The 16853-nt window shown below is 45.7% G+C and carries 12 protein-coding genes; 9 read left to right on the forward strand and 3 right to left on the reverse strand.

Annotation, left to right across the window (positions count from 1 at the left end; genetic code table 11):
- Window positions 1-32 precede the first annotated feature (32 nt).
- On the forward strand, window positions 33-3716 hold the full coding sequence (locus C6P39_RS18490; RefSeq protein ID WP_104804764.1) for a multicopper oxidase domain-containing protein: 3684 nt from the start codon (window positions 33-35) through the stop codon (window positions 3714-3716).
- A 91-nt stretch (window positions 3717-3807) separates the two neighbouring features.
- Here C6P39_RS18490 and C6P39_RS18495 read toward each other — a convergent pair whose 3' ends face one another.
- Window positions 3808-4467, reverse strand: a complete 660-nt coding sequence (locus tag C6P39_RS18495; RefSeq protein ID WP_104804765.1) for a GntR family transcriptional regulator — start codon at window positions 4465-4467, stop codon at window positions 3808-3810.
- Between the two features lie 535 nt (window positions 4468-5002).
- On the opposite strand from C6P39_RS18495, the gene garR reads away from it, so the two are divergent.
- The 8 genes from garR (at window position 5003) to C6P39_RS18540 (ending at window position 14782) form a co-directional block, all read left to right on the forward strand.
- Window positions 5003-5893, forward strand: coding sequence for a 2-hydroxy-3-oxopropionate reductase (garR, locus tag C6P39_RS18505; protein WP_104804767.1), 891 nt, complete (start codon window positions 5003-5005; stop codon window positions 5891-5893).
- 9 nt (window positions 5894-5902) lie between these two features.
- Window positions 5903-7345: a four-carbon acid sugar kinase family protein gene (locus tag C6P39_RS18510; protein WP_104804768.1), complete on the forward strand. Its 1443-nt coding sequence runs from the start codon at window positions 5903-5905 to the stop codon at window positions 7343-7345.
- A gap of 275 nt (window positions 7346-7620) precedes the next feature.
- Window positions 7621-10380 carry a hypothetical protein gene (locus tag C6P39_RS18515; protein WP_104804769.1) on the forward strand — a complete coding sequence of 920 codons (2760 nt, stop codon included), beginning with the start codon at window positions 7621-7623 and terminating at the stop codon, window positions 10378-10380.
- Between the two features lie 226 nt (window positions 10381-10606).
- On the forward strand, window positions 10607-10870 hold the full coding sequence (locus C6P39_RS18520) for an FAD-dependent oxidoreductase (protein WP_104805985.1): 264 nt from the start codon (window positions 10607-10609) through the stop codon (window positions 10868-10870).
- Window positions 10871-10922: 52 nt separating this feature from the next.
- The gene (locus C6P39_RS18525) at window positions 10923-11879 is read left to right on the forward strand and encodes a 2-hydroxyacid dehydrogenase (RefSeq protein WP_095172327.1); all 957 of its coding nucleotides are present in this window, start codon (window positions 10923-10925) and stop codon (window positions 11877-11879) included.
- A 209-nt stretch (window positions 11880-12088) separates the two neighbouring features.
- Window positions 12089-12946, forward strand: a complete 858-nt coding sequence (locus C6P39_RS18530; protein ID WP_104804770.1) for an ABC transporter ATP-binding protein — start codon at window positions 12089-12091, stop codon at window positions 12944-12946.
- Window positions 12943-13587 carry an ABC-2 transporter permease gene (locus tag C6P39_RS18535; RefSeq protein ID WP_104804771.1) on the forward strand — a complete coding sequence of 215 codons (645 nt, stop codon included), beginning with the start codon at window positions 12943-12945 and terminating at the stop codon, window positions 13585-13587. The genes C6P39_RS18530 and C6P39_RS18535 overlap by 4 nt, the downstream gene beginning before the upstream one ends.
- A gap of 199 nt (window positions 13588-13786) precedes the next feature.
- Window positions 13787-14782 (forward strand): MerR family transcriptional regulator, encoded by a 996-nt coding sequence (locus C6P39_RS18540; RefSeq protein WP_095170766.1) that lies wholly within the window; start codon window positions 13787-13789, stop codon window positions 14780-14782.
- A gap of 42 nt (window positions 14783-14824) precedes the next feature.
- Here the strand turns inward: C6P39_RS18540 and C6P39_RS18545 are convergent, their stop codons facing one another.
- Together C6P39_RS18545 and C6P39_RS18550 are read right to left on the reverse strand one after the other, a co-directional pair.
- Window positions 14825-16126, reverse strand: a complete 1302-nt coding sequence (locus tag C6P39_RS18545) for a sensor histidine kinase (RefSeq protein WP_104804772.1) — start codon at window positions 16124-16126, stop codon at window positions 14825-14827.
- Window positions 16123-16842 carry a LytR/AlgR family response regulator transcription factor gene (locus C6P39_RS18550; protein WP_104804773.1) on the reverse strand — a complete coding sequence of 240 codons (720 nt, stop codon included), beginning with the start codon at window positions 16840-16842 and terminating at the stop codon, window positions 16123-16125. The genes C6P39_RS18545 and C6P39_RS18550 overlap by 4 nt, the downstream gene beginning before the upstream one ends.
- Between the last annotated feature and the right edge of the window lie 11 nt (window positions 16843-16853).

Here is a 16853-nt window from a genome sequence, read left to right on the forward strand (position 1 = left end):
CTTTGGTATATAGAAATATGGAGGGGTAAGTTATGGAATTATGTAATTATATGCAGAAGCCTAATGTCAGAACGTACAGGATCGAGGCCATTGAAATACCGATAGTATATAATAAATACGGAGACCACGATCCCAATGGATTGTTATATGTGCTGCAAAAAGATGCGGAGAGGATAAAGAGAGGCGCGCTGGTGAATTTTAACAGACCGGACCCTCAGCCTTATGAGGGAGTGAAACCGCTGGTCATCCGGGCAAATCTGGGGGAAGAGATCCATATCTATTTCCGGCATTCTCTGAAAAGAGATCTGTCCATCCATGTGCAGGGGCTTCGATATGATGTTCAGACCTCCGACGGAGCCAGTGTAGGGATGAATCAGGACAGCACCACAAGAAATGAGATCGTCTATACCTGGTATGCAGAGAAAGAGGGCGTCTATCTGTTCAGTGATATGGGAGATACCAGGAGCAGTGAGGAGGGGACAAATATACACGGCCTCTTTGGGGCCATCATCGTTGAAGCTCCTGAATCTGTCTGGCTGGACCCGGAGACGGGAGAAGAGCTGGAGAGCGGTCTTTTCGCAGATATTTATCATCCTGCCAAGCCATCTTTCCGTGAATATGCTGTGTTTTTCCATGATGAGCTGGAAATAAAAAATAAAGAGGGAAATACCCCAACAGACCCGCACACGGGGCTTCCGTCAGCAACCACCGGAATCAGTTACCGTTCGGAACCTATGAGAAACAGACTTCCCCTGACAGAAAATCATGCGGACACGGCAGAAGATATCTCCATGAGCTCCTGGGCATACGGAGACCCGGCACCGCCGATCTTGAAAGCGTATGTGGGAGATCCGGCTAAGATCCGGCTGGTTCACGGAGGCGTGAAAGAGACCCATGTATTCCATCTCCATAATCATCAGTGGAGGCTGGAAAATGATAATCCTAATTCTACGATCTTAGATTCTGTTTCTATCAGTCCCCAGGAATGCTATACGCTGGATATTCTGCACGGGGCGGGAAGCCTGAACAGGATGGTGGGGGATGCTATTTTCCACTGCCATCTATATCCTCATTTCCATGAAGGAATGTGGACACTCTGGAGGATCTATGACCGTCTGCAGGATGGGAGCGGAAAACTTCCGGACGGAATGCCCATACCCAGACTGATACCCCTGAAAGACAGGAAACAGCCGCCGTTGAAGGACCCGGAACATCCGGGATATCCCAATTTTATCAACGGACAGTTTGGAATGCGCCCCCTGCAGCCGCCGCTGGGGATCCTGGATGCTGACGGAAATAATAAGATAGAGCCTACGCCTTTGGAAGCAGATAACTTTGTGGATGCATTTGAACCGGGCGCGCTCTATACAGACACCTGCCCCTGCCATACCGATTGCGGATGTGGGTGCGGGGAAGCGGAGGAAGGGAAGGTCAAAGTATTTGAGATAGCCGCTGTACAGGCAAAAGTAGTTTATAACAAATACGGTTGGCATGATCCACAGGGGCGTTTCTTTGTCCTGAAAGAGGAGCTGGAAAGACACGGAGGGCTGGAGGCGTATATCAAAAAGGTGGAAGCTCAGGAAATACAGGTGGAACCGCTGGTGATCCGGGCAAATGACGGTGACTGCATTGAAGTTCGCTTTACAAACCTTCTTCCGGAATATATAGAAGCAAGCCCGTTTCAGATGGAGACACTGACTGACATTGTGGGATATCACATCCATCTGGTAAAATTCGATACAATTGTATCGGACGGTGCAGCCAATGGCTGGAATAATATTGCCGGAGCCAGAAGATACGAGACTCTTATAGAACGGTTCTTTGCAAATGCGGAATTGAGAACCGTATTTTTCCATGACCATCTGTTTGCAAATACACATCAGCAGCATGGGATGTTCGGAGCATTGGTGATAGAGGAAGCGGGAGCTACATTTCATGACGTGGAAACAGGAGAAGCGCTGAAATTCGGGACAAAAGCTGTTATCCGCAGGCGTGATGGAACCTCTTTCCGCGAATTTGCCTTATTTCTGCATGATTTTGCCCTGTTATTTGACGGAAACGGAAAGCCCCTGAATCCGCCGGAGGTTCCCGGCTCCCACGATGATCCCGGAGTTATGGGGATCAATTACCGGTGTGAACCAATGAGGGAAAGACTCAGCGATACGGCGGACCCGGCTTATATTTTCAGTTCTATTGTTCATGGGGATCCGGCTACACCTCTGCTGGAGACATATCCGGGAGATGAGCTGATGATCAGGCTGCTTGACGGGGCTCATGAGGAGCAGCATGTTTTAAACGTCACGGGAATGTACTGGAGAAAAGAGATAGCGGATATCCATTCGCCGCTGGCTGCATCTCAGTCTATCGGGATTTCTGAGGCATTTAACCTTCAAATTCGGAAAAATTATAACTGCGGGGATTATCTCTATTATTCAGGCGGTATTGACGACGCCTGGCTGGGGCTGTGGGGGATCATCCGTGTATACGATAAAGAGCAGGCTCATTTGAAGCCGCTGTGCAAAAATGAATTGGGTATTCTGCCGCTTCCCATGTGTCCCGGCAGAGATTCTGTGGTGCGGAAATATGAGATCGCTGCCATAAAGACTGATATTTTATATAACAAATACGGGGATCATGACCCGGACGGTTTGATTTTCGTTCCGGCGGATGAGGTGGAGCAGGTGCTCTGCGGTAAATACCAGCCTAAGCCATTGATACTCCGGGCAAATGCGGGGGACTGGATTGAAGTCACCCTCCATAACATGATGGGGCCGGACATTCCGTATTTTGACTATCCCCGCGTCCCGCTGGATAAGAAGCATCGCCCTTCCAACAGGGTGTCCTTGAACCCCCAATTTCTTCAGTATGATCCAATCTGCGATTCGGGCATCAATGTGGGATACAACAATCGGGAGCAGACAGTAGGTCCGGGGGAGAGCAAGAAATATCTCTGGCATGCAGATCAGGAATACGGCTCCTGTATCATACAGTCTTTCGGTGATCTGCGGAATCACAGATATCACGGATTATTCGGCGCGATCATCATTGAGCCGCCTGCTTCCAGGTGGTATCAGAATTTTATGATGAGAAGCGGAGTATATCAGGAACAGGCAGTCATCACAGCGCCCGGGACAGAGACTTTCCGGGAGTTTGTTGTCTTTATCCAAAATGGAATCCGCCTGGAGGACGCAGAGGGCAATGTGATCCGGACGGCGCAGGGGGATGATACGGACCCGGTGGATGCGGAGGACACAGGAGAAAAAGGATATAATTACCGCTCCGAGCGTTTTGCCAACCGGCTGCGCAGAGACAGCCGGATCGCAAAAGTATTCAGCAGTAAAGTGCATGGAGATCCCGCCACACCTGTTTTTAAAGCATATACCGGAGACCGGGTCATTTTCCGGACTATGATGCCGGCGGATAAACCGCGTAATGTAGGATTTGCGGTCCATGGGCATATGTGGAAGGAACAGCCGGATGACTTCCATTCCAGAGTGATCCCCATCCAGGGCGCGATCAGTGTGGGAAACAAATTTGAGATGGAACTTGAAAAGGGCGCATCATGTCCCGGCGATTATCTCTATCGGTCCGGAAGTCTGAAATGGGATGTGGAATCAGGAATGTGGGGAATATTTAGAGTCCTTAGACAGGGAATCGGGTGTAAATGTAAAAACACATGCAAAAAAGCATTGCAGTGTTTCAGCAGAAAATCTTAAGTGGCAGGAGACAGTTACCAGGCAGAGCCATGGATTTGGCAGGCTTTGCCTGGTGATATCCACATTCGCCATCCGGATTATACTATGCTGCTCATGAATAACAAAAGTCTGACAGGTTCAATCCTTTTGGGGTTTCCATATGCTTCATGGTTACGGAATAGATTTCCGCAAGGTTGCCGCATTTCATAGCATTCAGGATCGCGCTGTGTTCTTCAATGGTTTCCTGCATACGTCCCGGATGCCCCAAGGAGAGAACTGCCAGGCGCTTTATCTGAAAAAGATAACTGCCAAAAAGCTCATGAAAAGTCCGGTTGTTCAGACTTGAAACAATTTCGATATGAAACTGGTTGTCATATTCCACAAAAGCGGAAATATCCTGAGTGGTTTCAAGGATCTTTCTTTGTTTTTCCATAATATAGTCCAGTTCCCGAAAAAGTTTTTGGGACCGGTCTTCTTTATGATCCTTTGCTATTTGTACGGTACAGTATCCTTCGATGGCGGACCGGATCTGAAAGGTCTCGATGATATCCTGTTTGGTCATCTGATGGATACAAAAGCCTTTACTTGGGATGATGTCAATATAACGTTCCTGAGCAAGGCGGTGTAAGGCATCCCTCATGGGAGTACGGGAGACTCCGATTTCCTTTGAGATTTTTGTCTCTGAATAAATGGTATCATATGCAAAGGCATCTTTTAAGATCAAATCTTTGATATAATCATATGCTTTTGTCTGAAGCGGTTTCTGCGTCATGTTCCATGCCTCCTGGAGGATATACTATTTTATTTATTCTATAGCATACCGGGATACCGGTCAATATAAAACAGAAAAGATAATTGGACAGATGTTATTATTCGTTACCGTACACTCCGTGTCCAGTAACACGCTTCACGATGCACAAATATGGAGCATTCTGCACCATATCGCGCTGGCTGCCTCGGGATTTTCATGCTTTCGGCATGAAAACGCCTCCCGGTACAGTGGCCTGTGTACAGTAACTACTATTCAGCCTTTCGGCTTCATAGCAACAAAAGCATGCACAATCCTGCTCTTTAGGGTACAGACTGCAAAAACTGCAGCCTGGTGCGTGGCAGCCTCAGAGTTGCCTTGCAAATGCAAGGCAACACCACGTTGGACAGTGGAAGGCTGAACTGTTACGGACAGATTCTACAAAAAAGATGGATATAAATTGTAAAATACAGAGAAGATAAATAAATGTATTGACCAACACACCGGTATACCGGTATACTGATTTCAATAAAACAATCTTTGGATAAGGAGAAAGTGAATGAAAAGAGCAGGATTTATCGGGCTGGGAATTATGGGAAGACCAATGGCAGAAAATCTGTTAAAAGCAGACATAAAAGTCATGGTGAATGATTTAAATCAGGATGCAGTCAAAGAATTGGTAAATGCAGGTGCGCAGGAGGGGACACCCGGTGAGATCGGAAGTTCATGTGAAGTGGTATTCACGATCCTCCCAAACGGTACGATTGTCCGGAATGTGCTGTTTGGGGAGAAGGGTGTGGCAAGAGCCATGAAGAGAGGCGGCATTCTATGTGATATGAGTTCTGTGACCCCGGAGGATTCAAAGATATGCTACGAAAAATGCAGAGAGTACGGTATCGGGTTCCTGGATGCACCTGTTTCCGGGGGAGAGCCGGGGGCGGTCAATGGGACACTGGCTTTTATGGCAGGCGGTGACCAGCCGGTGTTTGAAGCCCTGAAGCCTTATTTTGAAGTTATGGGCAGCTCGGCTCTGCTTGTAGGCGGACCGGGCAGCGGAAGTGTGACCAAGCTGGCAAACCAGATCATAGTCAATAATACCATAGCAGCGGTTTCGGAGGCTTTTGTCCTGGCTGCAAAGGCCGGGGCAGACCCCGTAAAAGTATATGAGGCTATCCGGGGAGGCCTGGCGGGAAGTGCTGTGCTGGATGCGAAGATACCCATGATCGTGGAGCGGAATTTTAAGCCGGGGGGAAAGATCTCCATCAATCACAAAGATATAAAAAATGTGGTGGAAGCTGCCCACTCCCTGGACGTACCAATTCCGTACACAGCACAGCTTTTTGAGATCATGCAGGCACTGAAAGTAGGAGGCCACATGGAGGAGGACCATTGCAGTATTGTAAAATATTTTGAAAATCTGGCAGGTATCACCGTGGAAAAGATAAAATAGGAGATGAATATGGAAAACATACTTAGCGCGGATGTATTATTATCATATCCGGAGGTGGATATGGCAAAGGCGGAACAGCTCCTTCAGATGGAGATCAGCAGGAGCGGTAAAAAAATCGTTGTATTGGATGATGACCCAACAGGAGTGCAGACCGTTCACGATGTATCTGTGTATACAGACTGGACAGAGAATAGTATCCGCCAGGGATTTGAGGAAGAGAACCATTTGTTTTACATACTGACAAATTCCAGAGGACTCACTGCAGAACAGACAGCAAAAGTACATAGAGAAATTGCCGCAGCGGTCAAAAAAGTGTCTGAGGAGACCGGAAAAGAGTATCTCATCATGAGCCGAAGTGATTCTACTCTCAGAGGTCACTATCCTCTGGAAACTCTGATTTTAAAAGAGGAAACAGAGGCTTATGGAGATATCTGCATAGATGGAGAGATTATCTGCCCCTTTTTCAAAGAAGGAGGCCGCTTTACCCTTAATAATACACATTTTGTAAAATATGGGGAGGAGCTGATCCCGGCAGCACAGACAGAGTTTGCAAAAGACAAGACATTTGGGTACACCCATTCAGATATCTGTGAATATGTGGAAGAAAAAACAAACGGCGTATATAAAGCAGAAGACGTGGTCTGCATCAGCCTGGAAGATTTGCGGAACATGGATCTTGACAAGATCACCGGGCAATTGCTGGCAGTGAAAGATTTTCAGAAGGTGGTAGTAAATGCCATTGACGATTCGGATGTGAAAATCATGAGTATTTCTGTTTACCGGGCAATGGCAGCGGGAAAGAACTTCCTATTCCGCACAGCGGCGGCCCTGGTAAAAGAAATGGGGGGAATCTCATCCCAGCCGCTTTTGACCAGGGAAAAAATGATCATAAAAGATACAGATCATGGAGGCGTGGTCATAGTCGGCTCTCATACACAGAAAACCACGCAGCAGTTGGAGGAACTAAAAAAAGCGGAGGGAATTGTAAGCATTTCATTTAATTCAGACCTGGTGCTGGATGAGGAGGCCTTCCGCGCTGAAACAGAGAGGACGACCGGAGAAATAGAACGAATCATCACGTCCGGAAAAACCGCAGTGGTATATACGAAAAGAAAGCTTCTGGTAGTGGAACATGATACAAAGAAGGAGGCTCTGCTTCGTTCCGTAAAGATTTCAGACGCTGTCCAGTCTCTTGTGGGGAATTTAAGGGTGGTCCCCAGTTTCGTCATCGCAAAGGGGGGAGTTACTTCGAGCGATGTGGGGACAAAGGCATTGAAGGTAAAACGTGCAGTCGTTATGGGACAGATCCGTCCTGGAGTCCCGGTGTGGCAGACAGGAGAGGAGAGCAGATTTCCATTGACCCCGTATGTGATCTTTCCGGGAAATGTGGGGGATGTGAATACTTTGCGGGAGGCGGTGGAAATTCTGATGAATCGGAAAAACAAAGATTGAGCAGCCGGTTCCCATTCTGGAGGAATTCCTGTTCTGTGTCTGATTCTGGAAAATAAGAATGACTTTGCGTAAGAAAAATTGATTTTGGGTTAAGGGCAGTGTTTATACATTATGTTTCATGTTACGCTTTAGTCAAGAGCTTTGGTGAAGAGGATTAACTATATTGTTTTTCTCAGGGAGTGTTTTGTCTGCAGGTACATTACATACGTTTTGCCGAAGTGTTTAAAAAGCAATATAAATGAATGGAATTCAATGAATCCAGGAGGGAAAAGAACATGAAAAAAGGGAAGAGAAGAATAGTTGCATTATTTCTCGTAATTGTATTTTGTTTATCGGGAAATAGCATGGCATTTGCTGCACCGCCGCCAGTCCAGACCGAGGGGAAAAGCGATGAAAATGTTGATATGGAGCCGAAAAACAATAAGGATATTTTGACGGACGATAAAGAAGATTCTGTAACAGAGAGTACTACAGATACACAGGTATCAGAAAAAACGGACAATTCTGAAGATGTAGGTGATGTAGAGTCAGAACCGACAGACAATATTACTGAAGGGAATTCCCAAAAACCTCAGGAAAATACAGCGCTGAAACAGCCTGAGACAAGTGCAAGACCGGAGACGGGAAAAAGTACAGAAGTTTCTGAAGATAAAGAATCAGAGAGTAAAACACCTGCGGCAAATGACAAAAAAGCAGATGACAAAAAAGCAGATGACCAGAAGGAACAAACAAGTGAGACAAACCTGCAGTCTCAGGCTTCTGCGGCCTCAGCTTCACTTTCGGACAGAGCCGTTGTACCATCATCACAGACAAGAATTTTAACAAATTTCAGTCTGGGTGATGATTCTATGCTCTGGCCGGGAAGCGGTACAGAGCAGGATCCCAAGGTACAAGCAGGAAAGGCCAGTAAGGATACTTTTATCGTACAGGCAATTGATTCGTTGGCTTCGATTAACGGAGGCGGTGACCGTTTTGAGCAGGTGCTGGATTTCGGTATAAATACCATTGACTTAAAAGTAATTGCCAGAGATCAAGTGAGCGTTACTTATTATCGACTCACTATCGAGCGCACCAAATCGCCTCAAAACAATACTCCTGCTGTAAACCGATTTTATTCCATCGCAGCCTCCGCAGCCACTACAGAGGACGGCGGTATCCAAGGGTTTGACCCAAGTCTGAAATATGATTATAAAAAAGTGAGTGATGCAAGCTGGACACCTGTACCGGAAAATGCAGTAGAGGTAACAGGATTGAGCGCAGGAGAATATGAGATACGATACGGCGAAACAGAATCTATGCTGGCCGGACATAATACAGTTAAAGTGACAGTACCCGTAGGTACTCCCTATACGATCAAAACCGGAGTCTGGTTTGACAAACAGCTTCAAACAGCCGGAGCCACAAATATAGTAATTCCACCAACTGCAACTGCGGGATCTCTCGTAACCCTTAGCGCAACGCTTCCAAATAATGATTTATTCATTACAGAAATCGATTGTAAACAGGATGTTCCGCTTGGTCAATCTTATATTCAGACAAGGGAATCGGTTCAGTGTTTGATCACTCCGGATGGAAATGGAAACTATACATATCAGCTTTCTTTTAAAATGGTAGGATATAATATCGAGCTTGCAGAGCTTTTTTATAAAACCGGGGCATGGTATACGGCAGAACTGGATGATACGTTGAAAATGACTGTGAATAATAATATTACACCAGCAGTTTCCAGTGATGGTTTCACAAGCAGCGGTGTCACGTATTATAAGGACGGTTCTACGGTTACATCAAGAATAACACTAGTAGAAAGCGGCAAATATACTATAAATAAAGTTACAGCAACAGACAAAACCACCGGACAGGAGGTGGCATCAAACGCCGGAGATACACTTACATTTGAAATCACAAGCGATGTTATTATAACAGCGGATCTGAGCATAGTACCTGCGGACTTTACAGAGCTGGATGGACTGCTGGCACAGATTCCAACGGGTGATATTATGGTTCTTGAGGATGCATCTTTAGTAGAGATTGCCCCACTTCTGGCACTATTGCCTAACATAAGAACTTTGTCGGGGTCAACTATTGATAAGATGATTCTTAAAAATTATATTGACAACCTGAAAAAAGCAGTTTCCTCTATGAAGTACAGATCTGCAGATCTGAGTAAAATAGATGAGCAGATGCTGAGAGTCCCCGCAGATACCGGAATCTATACTCCGGATACCGTTGATATTTTAAACGCTGCTGTAGCAGCAGCACAGGAACCAGCTGCACAGAATTGGGATATCCGAAGACAGGATGAAGCGGATGCCCTTGCCGAGGCGCTTAAGAATGCCATTGATGGTCTGAAAAAAGTTCCGGCAGCGACACCGGCTAAACCGGAACTGCTGGAGAAAACGGACTCATCCATTAAGATAAATGCGTTAGCAGGACAAGAGTATTCTATTGACAACGGTAATACCTGGGTATCAGATGGAGTATTTAACAATCTGGCTCCTGTCTCTGATTACCGGATCATTACCCGTGTACTTGAGACTAGTACAAGCGGTATGAGCGCTGTCAGCGAACCATTAAATGTCACTACCGATAAATCCGCTGTGGCTGCGCCTGCAAAACCGGCACTCCAAAAAGTAACCGTTGATTCCATTACGGTAGAGTCTGTTAAAGGACAGGAGTATTCCATCGACAACGGCAAGAGCTGGCAGGATAACGGTGTATTCTCCGGACTTAAACCGGCTTCAGAATATGAGATCATTACTCGAGTGAAGGAAACAGAAGTCGGTTATGCAAGCAAAAACAGTGAAGCTTTGAAAGTGACGACAAAAGAAAAAACGAAACCAAAGAAAACGGTAACTAAAAAAGAAGATGAAAAGAAAACAGATACGAAGAAAACAGATACAAAGAAAGAGAACACTGCCGCTGTAAAAACAGGCGATACTGCCAATACAGGGCTTTGGATTCTTCTGATCACTTTGTCTGCAGGAATTATGGTTTTCTTTACAGGAATCAAAAGCAGAAAGAATAAGGAATCATAGTTGATGAAATAAAAAACTGATATGCTCCCTTCTAGGCAGGCAGGTGAAATAATAAAACCTTGTCGCTTAGGAGGGAGCATATTTTATGATATAATTAGCGGGGAGCAGTTTATTCTCCGTATCTTTAAAACTGATTTTAACAGTTCCCCCACATGGTCCTGATGCGCATGGGTGAGTAACAGATGAGGTGTTCCTATATGGGTTCCATGACTGCGCACCCAGAATCATGATCAAAGACGGGGGTTTCTACGGATTTCCATACCGGGCACTGGTGCCTAAAAGGATAGACGGATTGCTGGCAGCCGGGCGCTGTGTCACAAGTACCTGGGAGGCCCATATGTCAACCAGAAATACCGTATCCTGTATGGCACAGGGACAGGCAGCAGGAACAGCAGCAGCTTTGTGCGCGGCGGAAGAAAATATACCCAGAAGTCTAAATGTGAAAATTCTGCAGGAGACATTAAAGCAGCAGGGTGTTATACTGGAATAGAAAAAAGGTTAAATACGATCACAGAAACGATCAGAACAGGGAGGAAAAAACGTTGAAAATTGCATTATTAGAGCCAATCGGAGTGACAAGAGAAATTGTAGAAAGTTATGGGGAAAGATTAAGAGAAATGGGACATGAGTTCTGTTATTATGATACCCTGTGGGAGAATACAGAGGAACTGAAAAAAAGATCTGAGGGCTGTGACATTGCTATGATCGCTAACCATCCATACCCTCAGGAGGTTATTGAGGCTTCGGATAAATTGAAAATGATTTCCGTTGCCTTTACAGGGATCGACCATGTGGGAACTGCATGCTGCAAAGAAAAAGATATTATGATCTGCAATGCAGCAGGATATTCAAACCAGACAGTAGCGGAATTGATCATCGGTTTTGCAGTGGATGCCCTCAGAAATGTGGTGAAAGCAGACGCGGTGGTACGGCAGCAGGGGACAAGTGCCGGTATCGGAGGCAGGGAAATCTGCGGCAGAACCGTGGGTATCATCGGACTTGGACAGATTGGGACCATGGCTGCAAGATTATTCCAGGCATTTGGAGCCAGGGTGATCGCTTATAACAGAAGCCAGTCTGAAGAGAAAAAGGATTTGGGAATCACGTATTGTTCCTTGGATGAGGTACTGGAACAGAGTGATATTATTTCCCTGAATCTTCCGCTGAACAATGAGACAAGAGGATTTATCAGCAGAGAAAAGATCGCTAAAATGAAACCGGATGCGGTGTTTATCAACTGTGCAAGAGGTCCCATTGTGGACAATAAGGCCCTGGCAGATGCCCTGAATGAAGACCGCCTTGGGTTCGCATGTATTGATGTCTTCGACTGTGAGCCGCCTATCCCGGAGGATTACCCTCTTCTTCATGCAAAGAATACGGTGTTGACACCCCATCAGGCATTTATCTCTGAGGAGTCCATGAAGAGACGTGCTGAAATTGTATTCCGGAATGTATTTTCCTATCTGGAAGGTGCGCCGCAGAATGTTTGTAAGCTGTAAACCCATAAGGCTGCGCTGCCGTGTATAAAAAAGCAGTGACAGGTGAGAGAAATGATACTTCTTGCCGGTCACTGCTTTTTATTATGCGCTTCTGCCTGTTCGGCACAGCTTACGGATTACGGACATCTAAAAGCAGATCGTGGACATTTTGGCACAGCATGGGTTTCTGCAGTAAGATGATCTCATCAAGAAGAAACGGAGGAATACACATGACTGATGCACTGCAGGTAGAAAGGCTGACCAAGACATTTCCGGACTTTACTTTAGAGAATATCAGTTTTTCTGTTCCCACAGGGTCTGTGACGGGCCTAATCGGGCCAAACGGATCAGGTAAAACAACTACAATTAAGCTCATTCTGAATCTTTTGAAAAAAGATGCAGGTACCATTACCGTATTGGGGCTTGACCATATGAAAAAGGAACAGGAATTTAAAGAACGGATCGGGGTGGTTTTTGATACGCATTTTTTTGTAGATGACTGGAAAATGCCGGATGTTGAAAAAGCTATGGGTATGTTTTACCGGAACTGGGATACCGGTGTTTATTACCGTTATTTAGAGCGGTTTCAGATAAGCAGGGGCAAACGTGTCAGGGAACTTTCCAAAGGGATGCAGATGAAGCTGATGCTGGCCTGTTCTTTTTCACACAAGGCAGAACTGCTGATCCTGGATGAGCCTACCAGCGGACTGGACCCTGTATCCAGGGATGAGATGCTGGATATTCTTTTGGAGTACACAGACGATAAAAAGCACAGCGTTCTCTTTTCAACGCATATTACACCGGACTTGGATAAGATCGCGGATCAGATTACTTTCATAAATAAAGGAAAACTGTTTTATACAGGGGAAAAAGTGAATTTTACAAGGAGATATTCCATTGTTTCCGGATCCGTGAAACAACTCTCACCGGATATAAAAGCGCTCACACCGAATATCAAGATATATCCGGATTCTTTCGAGGCATTGGTGGAGACAGAATACCTGCCGGGACTTTCCGGTTTACAGACCAGGTCCGCGGCTATGGATGACATCATTGTATTTATCAGTAAAGGGGAGGTTTTGTCATGAAAATATGGAAAGCAGCAAAACTGGATTTTAATCTTTTGAAATATTATTATAAATCTATTTGTTTTACACTTCTGGTACCGCTTGCTTTTATCCTTCTTTACCGTACCCTGGTTGTGGGGATATCCTTTGCCATGTTCATGATGGCTATGACGTCAATCTATACGTTTTCTGTGGCGGATAAGAATGATATGCAGAGGCTTTACAGTATCCTTCCCATATCAGTGAAGGAGCTGGTCTGCGGAAAATATGTGCACGCTTTTTTGATGGGGATTCTGGCAGTGCTTGTGTCCTGCGTCCTGCAGCCTGTGATCCTCAGGCGGCTGGGGACAGCGGTTTCCCTCGGTGAAATTGCGGCGGCAGCAGCGGCAGGCATGGTGCTGTATATCACTTATGTCTGCTTTCAGATTCCGGCATATTATAAGTTTGGCCCCATCAAAGGCCGGGTCTTTATGTACGTGCCCGTAGTGGGAATTCTGCTGACTATGTTTTTGGCGGAAAAAGCAAAGGTGGATACCGCTTCCCTGTTTGGGATGCTCGGGGATAACCGGTATCTTGTGCCATGCCTGCTCATTTTTTACCTTATAGCGGCAGTGTTCATTTCTATTGGGATATCCATACGGGTTTTGAAAAGAAAGCCTTGACTTTGACACCGTGTCGCAGTTTATACTGGTAAGCACAGGGTTACTGTACACAGGCCACTGTACCGGGAGGCGTTTTCATGCTGAAAGCATGAAAATCCCGAGGCAGCCAGCGCGATATGGGGCAGAATGCCCCATATCTGTGCATCGCGAAGCGTGTTACTGGACACGGAGTGAACAATAACAGCACAGGAGGTGTCATATGGAAGAAATGACTGTAAGCCAAGTATCAAGAAGCGTGGGTATCTCAACCAGAATGCTTCGTTACTATGAAAAAGTGGGATTGATCAAAAGTTCCCGGCAGGAAGGATATTCCTACCGCGTATATGATGAGAATGCGGTTTCCCGGATCAAACAGATCCTCATCCTGCGTAAACTGCGGATACCTGTACGGCAGATTGAGGTTATACTCAATAACACCAATGCGGTTGCCGCCATTGATATTTTTCGGCAGAATATGGAGGAGTTAGACGAGGAGATTACGGCTCTTTCTACGATCAGGGATATCCTGAATCATTTTGTTGAAGAACTCAGCAGGACCACAGAACTGCCGTTGGAGGATATCATGCCGAAGGATGATGCCGTGCTGGCAGCTATTGAGTCTCTTGGCATCATCAGCATTAATTTTAAAGAGGAGCAGTCCGGGGAGAAATTAAAGAAAGCAGATGAACAACTCTCGAAGATCAATGATGTCCGGATCCTCTATCTGCCTCCGGCTGCGGTAGCTGTTTCCCACTATGTAGGGGATGAGCCTGAATTACATGCGAATTCCCTTTTGGACAGCTTTGTGAAGGAAAATGATTTGGGAAAAAGAAAACCGGATTTGAGAAGGTATGGGTTTAATCATCCGAATCCGGTTGATGAGACAGGTTACCATGGTTATGAGTCCTGGGTAACCATTCCCGATGATATGGAGGTACCTGCGCCTCTTGAAAAGAAGCAATTCTGCGGCGGGCTGTATGCGGCCCATATGATCTCTTTTGGGGATTTTAATGAGTGGGATGCATTTCTTGCCTGGATAATGAAAAATGAACAGTATGAGTTTGCAGGTGATTTGGAGGATCAGGAGCATATGTGCGGGCTGATGGAGGAACATTTGAATTACTATAGTCATATAGGACAGCCGGAAACGGATATGGAACATTTACAGTTAGACCTTTTAATACCCATAAAAGAAAAAGAGAGACAGACCCCCTAAAATGCTTCGAGGCTGCAGCGATATGTGCAGCCTCGAAGCATTTTAGGGTTCTGCGGCATCCATCTTAACACCGTCAAAACACATGGTGATAGTTGTCTGAAAGATATGATCCGCATAGGCGGTCTGGATCATGCCCTCGTATTTCTGTACTGCAGATTCTATATTTTTCATGCCCCAGCCGTGGAGCAGAAGTCCTTTTTTGGCGGAGGTAAGTTCTCCGTCAGGTGTGTAGGAGGGTTGGGGACTGCTGTTCTCCAGTTTAATGACCAGAATATTCCCGATACGCCGGATGGTTAAAGTGATCCTGCACCTGTCAGGGGGGCATTGACGGCTCATGGCTGCTGCGGCTTCCAGTGCATTATCCAGAAGGTTTGAAAGGATCGTACATAGATCATTGGCTTTAATATTGGTGTTATAAGGATATTCAATATTCATTTCCATAGGAATACCGGCCTCCGCAGCCTTTGCGTATCTGCTGTTTAAGATATAATCAACGGTCTGATCGCCGGTCCAGGCCATGGAGGAGATATCCCGCACGGGACTTATGACGGAATCAATATATTCAGATAGCTCCGGAGCATTATATTTTTGTGTGAGCTGCCTTATGACCTCCAGATGCCGGTGAAAATCATGGAACAGCCTGGCATTTTGGGAGTACGCCCGGTTTACTGCGGTGTAGTTCTGTTCCAGCAGTTCTTTTTGCATTTCAATAGTGGCCAGCAGTTCTTTTTCGCGCTGGTATTTCACATGGGTGTATCCAAGGACAATCCGCAAAAAAAGTACGGAGAGCACAAGGATACTGATGATCATCGGGGTCTTTAAATCCTGCCTTACAAAAGAAAGGTGCAGCATAATGGAGATTCCGCAGAATGCCGCCACAGAAGTCCCATATAAGGTTTTATAATATTGTCTTGGGGTTTTCAGTAATCCTTCAAGACTATTTGAGGTAAAAAGAGCAATATAAAACAAGACCCTGAAGCAAAAGGAAAATATAAGCCAGAAAACCAACGGCACGGAAAAATATCTGCACAACAACAGATAAGAGACCGTATCCACTAGAAAAAGCGCACTCAGATAAGAGCAGCCGGAATACAAAAGCAGTTTCCAGTCCCATGGATACAAGATTTTGGAAATAAGAAGGATTCCTGCCAGAAGGATCACGGCAGAGAGGGCAGGACTTTTTGAAACGCTGTTGTAAAAACAGAGGAGTAATGCAGCAGAAGCAGCCATGCCGCCCAAAACTGCATATTTTTTTCCGCTGCCCTTATGCCGCTTACCGGTCAGGTATACACCGAAGAAAATTTCAGTGGAGAGAATCAGGAATTCAAATAGAAAAATCATCATATATGTTTCCCCCAATAGGAATTTACAGCCATTTTTACATTCTGGAGATGAGAACGGCTGATTGGAAGGACGGTTCCGTCTTTTAAGTATAGGTTACTGTTTTTTATTTGCGTGATATGGATCAGGTTTATGATACATCCCCGTTCAATGAAGATAAATTCTTCTGCCCCTAATTCCTCATAGACGGTCAGCAGGCTTTTGCGGACCATGATAATGCCCTGGCTGGTGTGGAGCGCAGCGTTCTTGCCCTCCCGCAGAATATAGAAAATGTCACAGAAGCGCACTTTTTCCATCCGGTTGGCGGTCAGGACCGTATAGTTTTTATCATCCTCCAGCATGATGAGTTTCAAGGCATCGGTGACTGCATAAGTCAGCCGTTTTTCCAGGTCATTTTTGGGCACATACCGGAAGATAGACAGCTCAAAACTGTCAATGGCATATTTTACATGGGATGTGATGAAGATGACTTTCACATTGGGAAGCTGAGGTTTTATGGCCTGAACTATCTCCATCCCGCTGATATCCGGCATTTCAATATCTAAAAGGATCAGGTCAAAAAAACTATGGTCATCCAAAATATCACACAGCAGCATTTGACCGCTGCTGTAGGTTTGTATCTCGGCCACGGCTTTCAGATGGCTGAGACAATTTTTGAGAATGATATCGTTCTTCAGAATGGAGTCTGTGTCATCGTCGCACACAGCAATACGGATCATGAGTACCTCCC

Source organism: Blautia marasmi (assembly GCF_900258535.1).
Taxonomy (GTDB): Bacteria; Bacillota; Clostridia; order Lachnospirales; family Lachnospiraceae; genus Blautia; species Blautia hominis.

Excerpts from the sequence above, each read along its gene's own strand:
- C6P39_RS18515 (WP_104804769.1), top strand. The coding sequence starts at position 7,621 with ATGAAAAAAGGGAAGAGAAGAATAGTTGCATTATTTCTCGTAATTGTA.
- C6P39_RS18495 (WP_104804765.1), bottom strand. The coding sequence starts at position 4,467 with ATGACGCAGAAACCGCTTCAGACAAAAGCATATGATTATATCAAAGAT.
- C6P39_RS18540 (WP_095170766.1), top strand. The coding sequence starts at position 13,787 with ATGGAAGAAATGACTGTAAGCCAAGTATCAAGAAGCGTGGGTATCTCA.
- C6P39_RS18510 (WP_104804768.1), top strand. The coding sequence starts at position 5,903 with ATGGAAAACATACTTAGCGCGGATGTATTATTATCATATCCGGAGGTG.
- garR (WP_104804767.1), top strand. The coding sequence starts at position 5,003 with ATGAAAAGAGCAGGATTTATCGGGCTGGGAATTATGGGAAGACCAATG.
- C6P39_RS18535 (WP_104804771.1), top strand. The coding sequence starts at position 12,943 with ATGAAAATATGGAAAGCAGCAAAACTGGATTTTAATCTTTTGAAATAT.
- C6P39_RS18520 (WP_104805985.1), top strand. The coding sequence starts at position 10,607 with ATGATCAAAGACGGGGGTTTCTACGGATTTCCATACCGGGCACTGGTG.
- C6P39_RS18545 (WP_104804772.1), bottom strand. The coding sequence starts at position 16,126 with ATGATGATTTTTCTATTTGAATTCCTGATTCTCTCCACTGAAATTTTC.
- C6P39_RS18550 (WP_104804773.1), bottom strand. The coding sequence starts at position 16,842 with ATGATCCGTATTGCTGTGTGCGACGATGACACAGACTCCATTCTGAAG.
- C6P39_RS18530 (WP_104804770.1), top strand. The coding sequence starts at position 12,089 with ATGACTGATGCACTGCAGGTAGAAAGGCTGACCAAGACATTTCCGGAC.
- C6P39_RS18490 (WP_104804764.1), top strand. The coding sequence starts at position 33 with ATGGAATTATGTAATTATATGCAGAAGCCTAATGTCAGAACGTACAGG.